Origin of the sequence: Pontibacter saemangeumensis (assembly GCF_039541895.1) — a bacterium.
Classification (GTDB): domain Bacteria; phylum Bacteroidota; class Bacteroidia; order Cytophagales; family Hymenobacteraceae; genus Pontibacter; species Pontibacter saemangeumensis.
Window position 1 is genome coordinate 1 of sequence record NZ_BAABHC010000041.1, and the last position, 9,885, is coordinate 9,885.

Genomic DNA, 9,885 nt, shown 5'->3' on the forward strand with positions numbered 1-9,885 from the left:
GCAGGGGGATTTTTTTTCTGCCTCCCTTTCTCTCAGTCTCTCCCTCTCCCCCGTCCCTGCCGAACCGGGATGCAAAGGTAGCCAATCCCCCGGCCTTTCCAAACACCGGAGCAAAGAAATCCCACGGAATCAGGAACCGCCCGCGCAACCGCCTGAGAATCTACGGCATAATTTCCGAGCCTCTTGGCAAGGCGCGCCCGAAACGGGCAACACCCCCGCCACCGGAGTTCCCGGCGGCACAGAAATTCCTGCAGAAGCCGCCTACTACCACTGAAAAATCAGAGAGCACTGGGCCAGGCAAGATTGGAACGCGCTCTTTTCTCAGTTTATATATGATTCAAAGCTATATATAATGCTCTTTGTATATATAACATCAACCCAAAACACGGCTGCATATATACACACTACCTTATTTGCTCCTTTCTCTCTGTTGTCATATTGCGTATAGCATGAAAGCCGCTGCAGGTGCAACTGCCTCTCCATGCCTCGGGAGGGAGTTGCACCTGCATTCGGTCATATTAGAGGTTTAGTAGGTACTGCCTTGAACATAAAAACACTCTTGTTTATATAGAGTGCTTTTAACTTATTAGATAGCGCGCCCTACACTATATATAAGAGCATAAGGAGAAGCAGGCTGCCTGCTATCTACTCAAGCTACCGAACCCTTCATAGTTTCTATCGCTCCTATATATATAAGAAGCTCCGCCTGCGGTTTGACGGCAACGGATGCTCCCTGCATTCACGGAGGCACCCACAAGTATTCCCTTTCCCCGAACCCGATCAGCTATAAACCCCTATATAGATCTACACCGCCTCCTGCTGCTGCTCATCCGCGACACTGTCTGCGTATTCCTGCAGGTAGCTGAAGCGGGGGGTTAGTTTGCCGGCTTTGGCGATCGTGCCGCGCTCGAGCACCTCTTCCGCGTCTCCGTTGAAAAGGTGCGGCAACACGTGGTCGATCAGGTGGCGGCCGAAATCACGGGAGGAATTGCGGGGCAGCTCGCACGGCAGGTTGTCTACGGCCATCACCGTGATGTTGCCGGGTCGGCTGTAGGGGGGCTCCAACTCCCCTGTTTCGGGGTTATAATCAAAGGCAGGGTCCGGGATGGTGGTGGCGCGCTTGGTGACAGGAATCGAGCCGTTGATGTCGCAGGTAATGTCGGCGATGGTGTTGATCCTGAAATCAGGCTCGCGGGTTTCCTCCTCGGTGAAGAGCTTAGGCGCACGCGGGTCCCAGAAGGCGCAGGCCAGCAGCAGATCGGTGACGCGGGTGAATTTGCGGAACGTACTCCTATATAAGTGTGGGTTGGCGTAGAAATCCGGGGAGTCCCACACTTCCACATCGGGGCGGGTGTTGTAATCGCCGGAGTGCAGCTGGGCGTACACCGGCTCCGTGAACTGCTTATACAGGTAGTCGAACACGCTTACCTTCCGGATTCCCATTTTATCCAGCACCTCCATCGCGCCGCCCGCCACGCGCCCGCCCCCGGTCACGGCGATCTTGATGGGCGGCAGCTTCACCTTAAAGTACTCCTCCTGCATGTCTTCCATCTCGTGGCACAGGTGGGCGGGCTTCAGGCTATATAACTTCCACTTTCTGCCGTAGGTCAGGATGCCGTTATAGGCTCCCACGATGCCGGCATAGCGGCCGAACGCCACCAGCCGCTGGCCCTGTGCGTTGGTAAGGGTTTCGTAATCGATCAGCGTGATGTGCCGGTCCAGGACGGCGCGGAGCAGTTTGGCGTTGTGCGGCTGCTTTTTGATGGTGTGGGAGAAGAAGAAGTACGTCTTGTTGGGGATAAGCTGCGCCACAGGCACCTCCTTCACTCCTAATAAGATGTCGCACCCGCTCATATCCTGCCGCACCGGAATGCCCAGCTCAGCGTATTCGGCATCGGTAAAGCAGCATATATCGCTCGGCTGCTTCCATATCTCCAGCCCCTGGAACTTCTGCAGCGCCTCCACGCACTTTTTAGGCGTAAGCGGCACCCGTTTGTCCACCGGCACCTTTCCCTCTTTGATAATGCCAATCCTGATCTTGCTCATATAGGGGCTACCTTGAATTGTTGCGCCTGCATATTTGTTAGGCTAAAGTAAGCAAAAGGCACTTTTGCCTGTTATAGCTGCGGGGCCGCTTCCGGCCTCTGTAAAAGCGGCAAAACGTCGCAGGCGCGGGCCTTAAGTATTTCGTTTTGATGCTTCAATATAATAAACAATTACTATTACTTTTGTAGAAAATATGAGGCCGGCGGCGTTCGCTGCTCCCGGCAAAATACAACCCAAAATTACCAATCCATAAATCTCTTATATGATATTCAAAACCAAGCCTGCGGATGTGTTTAAGGAGCGCCACAACGGTCCGGACAAAGAGCAGATGCAGGATATGCTGAAGACCATCGGGGCCGACTCGCTGGATCAACTGGTTGAGGAGACCGTGCCGGCCGCCATCCGCCTGAAGAAACCACTGAACCTGCCAGCGGCGCTCTCTGAGAAAGACTTCCTGAACAGGTTCAGCCAGATCGCGCGCCAGAACAAGGTATATAAATCTTATATAGGCTTAGGTTACAACGACACGATTGTGCCGCCGGTGATCCTGCGCAACATCATGGAGAACCCGGGTTGGTACACGGCCTACACGCCTTACCAGGCCGAGATTGCACAGGGCCGCCTGGAGGCGCTGATCAACTACCAGACCATGGTGATGGACCTGACGGGGATGGAGATCGCGAACGCCTCCCTGCTGGACGAGGGCACTGCCGCCGCCGAGGCGATGGGCATGTTCTTCGCGCAGCGCAAAGGCGCCCGCAAAAACGCCACCCGCTTCTTTGTGTCGGAGCAGGTGCTGCCGCAAACAACGGATGTATTACTGTCGCGGGCCACGCCACTGGGCATTGAGCTGGTGATCGGCGACCACCGCACGGCCGACCTGCAGGACGAAACCCTGTTTGGTGCTATTCTACAGTACCCGGCTGCCGACGGCGCCCTGTATGATTACACCGGTTTTATCAGCACCGCGCACGAGCAGGACATGCTGGTAGCCGTGGCTGCCGATATTCTTTCGCTTACATTATTAACCCCTCCGGGGGAGATGGGCGCCGACGCCGTAGTAGGCACGACGCAGCGCTTTGGCGTACCCATGGGCTTTGGAGGTCCGCATGCGGGGTACTTTGCCACGAAGGATGCCTTTAAGCGTGTGATCCCGGGCCGCATCATCGGTATATCCGTGGATGCGGCCGGCGACAGAGCCTACCGTATGGCCCTGCAGACGCGTGAGCAGCACATCCGCCGCGAAAAAGCCACCTCCAATATCTGCACGGCGCAGGTGCTGCTGGCCGTGATGGCCGGTATGTATGCGGTGTACCACGGCCCACGCCGCCTGAGATACATCGGCCTGAACGCGCATGCGCTGGCGCAGCAACTGGAGAAAGGCCTGCGTGCGCTCGGCTTTGAGCAGCAGAACGAGCAGTATTTCGACACGCTGAAAATAGCCGTTGAAAGCGCTGAGCTGAGCCAGGCCATCCGCACAGAGGCGGAGGCGGCAGGCATGAATTTCCGCTACTTCGGCGACAGCAACATCGGCATCTCGCTCAACCAGAACACCGAACTGCAGGACGTGAAGGATATACTGGCTGTATTCGCGAAAGTGGCCGGCAAGCCTGCGGACGTGCTGGATATAAATGCGCTGCCGGAAGAAACCGACGTGACGTGGGCAGAAAGTCTGCTCCGCAAGAGCCCGTACCTGACGCACGAGGTATTCAACAAGCACCACGCAGAGCACGAGATGCTGCGCTATATGAAGCACCTCGAGAACAAGGACATCTCGCTGGTGCACTCCATGATTCCGCTGGGCTCCTGCACGATGAAACTGAACGCCACGGCCGAGATGATTCCCATCACCTGGCCTGAGATCGGGCAGCTGCACCCCTTCGCCCCGGCCGACCAGACAAAGGGTTATCAGCAGATATTCTCTGACCTGGAAGCCTGGCTCTGTGAGATTACCCGTTTCGATGCCGTTTCGCTGCAGCCTAACTCTGGCGCGCAGGGCGAGTACGCCGGCCTGATGGTGATTCGCGCCTACCACGAATCCCGTGGCGACCACCACCGTAACATTGCCCTTATCCCCTCCTCGGCGCACGGCACCAACCCGGCTTCGGCGGTAATGGCCGGCATGAAAGTGGTGATCGTGAAGTGCGATGAGAAAGGAAACATCGACGTGGCGGACCTTCATGCGAAAGCGGAGCAGCATCAGCATGAGCTGTCGTGCCTGATGGTGACCTACCCATCCACGCACGGCGTGTATGAGGAGAGCATTATCGAAATCTGCCAAGCCATTCACGAAAACGGTGGCCGTGTCTATATGGACGGGGCCAACATGAACGCCCAGGTAGGCCTGACTTCCCCCGCCCATATAGGGGCCGATGTCTGCCACCTGAACCTGCACAAGACCTTCTGTATCCCGCATGGCGGCGGCGGCCCTGGCATGGGCCCGATCGGGGTGGTGAAAGACCTGGCTCCGTTCCTGCCCGGCCACGCGGTGGTGAAGCTTAACGGGGAGAAGGCGATCCATGCCGTGTCTGCTGCGCCCTGGGGGTCTGCCTCTATCCTTCCCATATCCTACGCCTATATCGCCATGATGGGCGGCGAAGGCCTGACGGAAGCAACCAAAGTGGCGATCCTGAACGCAAACTATATAAAGGCGCGCCTGGAGCAGCACTACCCGGTACTATATGTGGGTAAAAACGGCCGCTGCGCACACGAGATGATCCTGGATTGCCGCGGCTTTAAAAAAGCGGGCGTTGAGGTGGAGGATATCGCCAAGCGTCTGATGGACTATGGTTTCCATGCGCCGACGGTATCGTTCCCGGTGGCGGGCACCCTGATGGTGGAGCCGACCGAGTCAGAGGCACAGGAAGAGCTGGACAGGTTCTGCGATGTGATGATCTCGATCCGGGAGGAAATCCGCGAGATTGAGGAAGGCAAAGCGGACCAGAAAACCAACGTGCTGAAGCACGCGCCGCATACCCTGAAAGTGGTGATGGCCGAAAACTGGGAACGGCCCTATAGCCGCGAGAAAGCCGTGTTCCCGATGGCCTACCTCCGCGAAAGCAAGGTGTGGCCAACCGTTAGCCGCATCGACAGCGCGTACGGAGACCGCAACCTGATCTGCTCCTGCGCCCCGGTAGAAGCCTATAACGAAAATGGCAATGAAATGGTAGCCATAGGTTAGCCTGTATCTTAGCTTTTGCTGTTGCTGTAAAGAGAAACCTTGCAGCAACACAAGGCAGTATGTTGAAGACCTCCGGGACCAAGTTTCCGGAGGTCTTTTCTTTACATCTTCCTCAGGATCCAAGGCCCCTGTTTAACTCCCGCACTATCTCCAGTGCCGTACCTGGTCTGCTCCTCCTTATCCTCTATTTGATTCATCACCTTCCTCACGACGCCCACGCGTTGACAGAAGCCGCGCATTTTATATCCCAACAAGCGCGCTTCGTGTTGATAAAGCAGCAGTCAGTAAACCTGGCAACGACTCTCTTCTATATATAAGTCAACGTTTTACTCGGGCACATTTTAAAACCAGCGTTCCCATTGGAGTTTACCGCCTATGGTACACGCCCTGATCAGAGCATTGCCATTTTACTTTGGATAATTTATAATTTATATATATAACATCGAATTAAACTTCTATAGCCGCGTAACCGAATCGCAAGTTTCAATCTATATATAGCAAATAACAATCCTATTCCCGTCCCATAGCAACTGCTTTAACCAACCAAGAACATCAATAATCCTTTGTTCATCCACCTGCTCAGTTGAACTTAAAAATGCTGTTTCATCATATATAAATTTTTATATCGAATCTTATTAAAAAGTAAAATACAGGCATTTCATATTGATTTATTCATTTTTTCACTCCCATAATAAAAATTTAGAATAAGTATATATATATTTAAATGTTAAAATTTTATTTGCCTGATTGGCTGTGTTCTCCATATAGGAATTCCACAAAACCAGCCTGATCATGCTAATAGTTAAATTAAAGAATTGAAATCAAGTACAATATCACTTTTTGTGTATGACAACAACTTCTACCCGCCCTTTTTCCCTTCTTTTTTCAATCGCCCTATTGTGGTTTCTGCAACTGATCAGTTTCCAGGATTTGTATGCGCAAGGAAATAACGGCACGCCCACCTTTAACGTGGACTTAAGCGGAAACCCCAACGGCACATGGACATCCGGGGAGGTCATCAGGAATGGGCAACTCTGCAGTGCCGACAAGGCTGACAACTGCGTGCAGTTTAACATCAAGCTGAATCAAAACTCCGGGGGGCTGCAGTTCCTGATCCTGGAGGGGCCAGAGCCCTCAGGCTCTATGGGCTACCAGATAAGCTGTGGCCCTCAAATGCAGGTGGGGAAACCCATCTGCGTAAGTGGCCCGGGGCCGCACATACTGACCTTGTGTATGCCCGGGGGAGCCAAAGGAATCTTCAAGATCCTCTCTGTTCCTGCGTTTAACAAGGTAGATGATGCTGCTGTAACACAAGGCTGCTCGTCTGTGCTGCAGGCGCCAACGGCCTTTAAGCCGGAAACGATCACCTGGCGGGATATCTCCGGAAAAGGGTATGAAAAATTCCTGAGCTTCCCGAACGGAAAGGCCACCCCGGTGATCACACCCGATGCCTCCGCCCCCGCCTACGTGGATTACGAAGTGTGCGGCGCCTCCCAAACCTCTGAGTGTGCCACGCTTCCTTACTGCGATGTAATGCGGGTGTATTTTTACCCCCCGCCCGTTGTAACGATCGGGCCAACCCCGGCCATCATCTGCCCCGGAGGCAGCGGTGTGGAGCTGACAGGAAATGTGACAGGGGGCGATGGGGAGTTTGAATACATCTGGACCGACAGCAATGGCAATGTCAAAGCCACTACGCAGAACTATACGGCTACTGCCATTGGGTTATATACCCTGGAGGTGAGAACCAAAAACTACCCGAACTGCAGAAAGTTCGCTGCCTCTGTTAATGTGGTCACGAACCTGACGGTGAGCGCCGGCCCCGATCAGCTTGTCTGTTCTTCGGGCAGTGCGCAACTGGCCGGTACGGTAACGGCGGCTCTGGGCGGCATCTGGAGCGGGGGGAGCGGGACCTTTTCGGACAGAACAGCTCTGGACGCCGTTTACACGCCATCGGCCGCCGACCTGAGCGCCGGGTCTGTGAAGTTCACCTTAACCTCTACGGGCAACGGATCGTGCACGGCAGTAAAGGACGAGGTGCTGCTCACCTTCTACAACATGAATGTGAGCCTGATGGGCACACCCGTGATTTGCAACGGCACCTTGGGAACCATCTCAGCCAACGTAACCGGCGGGCAGGGCACACTCAAGTATATATGGAGTTCCGGCGAAACGACGGCGGCCATCAGCAACAAGCCGGCAGGAGCCTATACGGTAGCCGTGAGCGACGGAAAGGGCTGCGAAATCACAAAGGCATTCACCATCACGCAGGTAACGGGCCCTTCTGACCTGACCGCAACCCTGAAGGCTTCTACCTGCGGCAGCCCCAACGGCGAGATCATAGTAACGGGTGTCGCGGGCGGCACGGCGCCCTACACCTACAGCAAAAACGGCACGACATTTCAGTCCGCTGCCACCTTCACAGCCCTGGCGGCGGGCAGCCACACCATCACGGTGAAGGACGCCAACGGCTGCACGATCGCTAAAACCTACACCTTGACAAACACAGCCGGGCCTACAGCCGTAGTGGCCACAACCCAGGCAGCCAGCTGCCAGAACAACGACGGACGCGTGACGGTGGGTACCGTTACAGGTGGCACGGCTCCCTATACCTATGCAGTGGACGGCACAAATTTTCAGACCTCCACCACCTTCGCAGGCCTTGCCTCCGGCACCCACACCGTCACAGCCAAAGACGCCAATAACTGCTCTGTCACGACCTCAGTGACGATCACGACAGACATTCCGACCAGCTTCACCAGCACCGCCGCCGCCTCTACCTGCGGCGCCAGCAACGGGCAGTTGACGATTACCGGCGTCACCGGAGGTTTTGCACCCTACACCTATAGCACAGACGGCAAGACGTTTCAAAGCGCCGCGACTTTCACTGCGCTGTCAGCCGGTAACTACACCATTACCGTCAAAGACGACAGGGGCTGTACTATCTCCCGCCAGGTGCCGGTCACGAACATCGCAGGCCCCTCTGACCTCACTGCAACCGCTCAATCCTCCACCTGCGGAAGTGCAAACGGGCAAGTAACAGTTAGTTCCGTGTCAGGCGGCACTGCCCCTTATACCTATAGCAGGGACGGTGTGAGCTTTCAGGCAACGGGCACATTCCAAAACCTGCCGGCTGGCACCTACGCCATCTCAGCAAAAGACGTTAACGGCTGCGTGTATACCGAGCAGGTAACGGTGACGGACATCGCCGGGCCGGCCTTCGCCGCCACGGCAAAATCGTCCACTTGCGGCAACAGCAACGGAAGCATAACGGTCGGCGCAGTAACCGGCGGCACGGCTCCTTTCTCTTTCAGCAAGGACGGCAGCACTTTCCAGGCGGGGACCACATTCACTGCGCTGGCCGCGGGCGACTACACCATCACCATCAAAGACAAGAACGGCTGCCTTTCGACAAGGGCAGTGACGGTAAGCAACATCGCCGGGCCGTCTGATGTGGCCCTTACCGGCACCTCCTCCACCTGCGGCAACCCCAACGGGCAAATTAAAGTAGGCGCGGTAACGGGCGGAACGGCCCCTTACACCTACGCCATCAACAGCTCCACTGCTTTCCAAGCCGGCACCACCTTCAGCGCTTTGCTTGCAGACGAGTACACCATCACGGTAAAGGACGCCAACGGTTGTATCATTTCTAAAAAAGTAACGGTGGGTAATGCGGCAGGCCCTTCTGATATGGTGGTTTCGAATACACCTTCCACGTGCGGGGCCACCAACGGCGAACTGACAGTTACAGCCGTAACCGGGGGCACGGCTCCTTTTGCTTACAGCAGGAACGGAGTAGATTTTCAAAGCGCTGCTGCCTTCACAGGCCTGCCGTCCGGGAACTACACCATCACAGTGAAAGATGCCAACGGCTGTCTCATAGCTGAAACATCCTCGATCATCAACATTCCAGGCCCAACGGCTGTCACCGCGACATCACTCCCAACTTCCTGCGCCAACAACGACGGCACGGTCACCGCCGGGACAGTGACCGGCGGAACGGCTCCTTATCTCTATAGCATCGACGGTTCAAATTTCACGGCAGAGAAAGTATTCAGCGGCCTGGCCTCCGGCGCCTACACCCTCACCGTGAAGGACGCCAACGGCTGCACCGTCACAACTTCGGTTGCGGTGCAGAAAAACGTACCTACCGCCTTCACCAGCACTGCCACCGCCTCTACCTGCGGCAACGGCAATGGGGAGATCCGGGTGGGTGGTGTGACGGGTGGAACTGCTCCCTATATATATAGTGTAGACGGAGCTGCCTTCCAACAATCCACCACCTTCGCTGCCCTGACAGCCGGCAGCCACACCATCACGGTGAAAGACGCCAACGGCTGCACCTACGCCAAGCAGGTGCAGGTCGGCAACATTGCCGGGCCGTCTGATCTAACGGCCGCCGCGAGGTCATCCACCTGCGGCGAGCGCAACGGGCAGCTCACCGTCTCGGCTGTGACGGGCGGCACCGCTCCCTACGCCTACGCCCTCGACGGCGGGACCTTCCAGCCCGGGGCTGTATTCTCAGCGCTGGCCGCGGGTGATTATACCGTCACCGTCAAAGACGCCAACGGCTGCTTGTATACCGAGCAGGCAACGGTGACGGACATCGCCGGGCCGGCCTTCGCCGCCACGGCAAAATCGTCCACCTGCGGCAACAG

General features: G+C 56.0%; 3 protein-coding genes. 2 read left to right on the top strand and 1 reads right to left on the bottom strand.

Features of this window, described 5'->3' with window-relative positions; translation table 11 throughout:
* Positions 1–804: 804 nt before the first annotated feature.
* Positions 805–2,046, bottom strand: coding sequence for an NAD(P)-dependent oxidoreductase (locus ABD920_RS23965; RefSeq protein WP_345163331.1), 1,242 nt, complete (start codon positions 2,044–2,046; stop codon positions 805–807).
* A gap of 262 nt (positions 2,047–2,308) precedes the next feature.
* Here ABD920_RS23965 and gcvP point away from each other — a divergent pair, with 262 nt between their 5' ends.
* Positions 2,309–5,227, top strand: coding sequence for an aminomethyl-transferring glycine dehydrogenase (gene gcvP / locus ABD920_RS23970; protein WP_345163334.1), 2,919 nt, complete (start codon positions 2,309–2,311; stop codon positions 5,225–5,227).
* 846 nt (positions 5,228–6,073) lie between these two features.
* The coding region (locus tag ABD920_RS23975) for a beta strand repeat-containing protein (protein WP_425568689.1) at positions 6,074–9,885 on the top strand (3,812 nt) is incomplete at its 3' end.

Bases quoted from the DNA above. Each gene is read 5' to 3' on its own strand.
- ABD920_RS23965 (WP_345163331.1), bottom strand. From the start codon at position 2,046: ATGAGCAAGATCAGGATTGGCATTATCAAAGAGGGAAAGGTGCCGGTG.
- gcvP (WP_345163334.1), top strand. From the start codon at position 2,309: ATGATATTCAAAACCAAGCCTGCGGATGTGTTTAAGGAGCGCCACAAC.